The sequence below is a fragment of the Streptomyces sp. URMC 123 genome (assembly GCF_051386515.1).
Classification (GTDB): domain Bacteria; phylum Actinomycetota; class Actinomycetes; order Streptomycetales; family Streptomycetaceae; genus Streptomyces.
Map to the genome: position 1 here is coordinate 1 of NZ_JBPQTV010000576.1, position 1,843 is coordinate 1,843.

The following is a 1,843-nucleotide window of genomic DNA, read 5'->3' on the forward strand; positions in this document are numbered from 1 at the left end:
GGGTGCGTGGGGTGCTCGTAGATCTCGTGCTCCGTGCCCAGTTCGGCGAAGCGCCCCAGGTACATCACCGCCACCCGCTGCGAGAAGTGCCGCACCACCGCCAGGTCGTGGGCGATGAAGACGAAGGCGATGCCCAGCTCGCGCTGGAGGCGCTGGAGGAGGTTGACCACCTGGGCCTGGATCGAGACGTCGAGCGCCGAGACCGGCTCGTCGGCGACGATCAGCCGCGGCTTCAGCGCGAGCGCCCGGGCCACCCCGATGCGCTGGCGCTGGCCGCCGGAGAACTCGTGCGGGAAGCGGTTGTAGTGCTCGGGGTTGAGGCCGACGGTCTCCAGCAGCTCGCGCACCCGCCGCTCGCGCCCGCCGGGCGGGTCGATCCCGTTGATCTCCATCGGGCCGCCGATGATGGAGCCGACGGTGTGCCGGGGGTTGAGCGAGGAGTACGGGTCCTGGAAGATCATCTGGATCTCGGACCGGATGGGCGCCAGCTGCCGGCGCTTGGCGTGGGTGATGTCCTGGCCGGCGTACGAGATGGTGCCGGCGGTCGGCTCCATCAGCCGGGTGAGCAGTCGGCCGGTGGTGGACTTGCCGCAGCCGGACTCGCCGACCAGGCCGAAGGTCTCGCCGACGCCGACCGTCAGGTCGATGCCGTCGACGGCCTGCACGGCGCCCACCTTCCGTTTCACCGGGAAGCCGCCCATGATCGGGAAGTGTTTGGTCAGCCCCCGCGCGACCATGAGGGGCTCGGGGGCCGCCCCCTGAGCCGGGCGCGGCGCGGGCAGGGTGCTGGGGTGCTCGGTCATGACGTCGTCCCTCCCCGGCCGGCCCCGGCCGACCGCCCGAGTCGCCGTTTGCGCTCGGCGTCCAGATGACAGGCCGCCCCCCGCCCCGGGGGCAGCACCGGCCGCTCGTCGGCGCACCGGGTGCCGCCCACCTCGGCGGTGAAGGCGCAGCGCGGGTGGAAGGGGCAGCCCACGGGGACGGCGAGGAGGTTGGGCGGCAGGCCCTTGATCGCGTACAGCTCCTGGCCCTTGCGGTCCAGGCGCGGGATGGAGTCGAGCAGGCCGCGGGTGTACGGGTGGGCCGGGCTCCTGTAGAGCTCACGCACCGGCGCCGTCTCCACGATCCGGCCGGCGTACATCACCGCGATCTTGTCGGCGACGTCGGCCACCACGCCCAGGTCGTGGGTGATCAGGATCAGGCCCATGCGCAGCTCCCGCTGGAGCTCGGCGAGCAGGTCCATCACCTGGGCCTGGACGGTCACGTCCAGGGCGGTCGTCGGCTCGTCCGCGATGATCAGGTCCGGCTCCAGGGCCATCGCCATCGCGATCATGATGCGCTGGCGCATGCCGCCGGAGAACTGGTGCGGATAGTCGTTGACCCGCTGCCTGGCGGCCGGGATGCGCACCCGGTCCATCAGCTCGACGGCCCGCTCCTTCGCCTTCCGCCGGGAGAGCCCGCGGTGCACACGGAACATCTCGCCCAGCTGATAGCCGACGGTGAGCACGGGGTTCAGGGCCGACAGCGCGTCCTGGAAGATCATCGCCATGCGCGCGCCGCGGATGGCCCGGCGCTCCCGGGCGCCGAGCGTCAGCAGGTCCCGGCCCTGGAAGAGCACCTGTCCCCCGGTGACGCGGCCGGGCGGCGAGTCCAGGATGCCCATGACGGCCTGGGCGGTGACCGACTTGCCGGAGCCGGACTCGCCCAGCACGGCCAGGGTCTCGCCCGCGGCGACGCTGTAGCTCACCCCGTTCACGGCCTTGGCCACCCCGTCCCGGGTGCGGAACTCCACGTGCAGGTCGCGGACCTCCAGCAGGGGCGCGGCGGGCTCGGGGGCGGGGGC

2 protein-coding genes are annotated in these 1,843 nt (G+C 72.8%); both read right to left on the reverse strand.

Going from position 1 to position 1,843, the window contains the following annotated elements:
* Positions 1-803 (reverse strand): ABC transporter ATP-binding protein (locus ACSNOD_RS30890; protein WP_436770386.1); only part of this gene is annotated, 803 nt, incomplete at its 3' end.
* Positions 800-1,816 carry an ABC transporter ATP-binding protein gene (locus ACSNOD_RS30895; protein WP_436770387.1) on the reverse strand — a complete coding sequence of 339 codons (1,017 nt, stop codon included), beginning with the start codon at positions 1,814-1,816 and terminating at the stop codon, positions 800-802. The genes ACSNOD_RS30895 and ACSNOD_RS30890, both read right to left, overlap by 4 nt.
* Between the last annotated feature and the right edge of the window lie 27 nt (positions 1,817-1,843).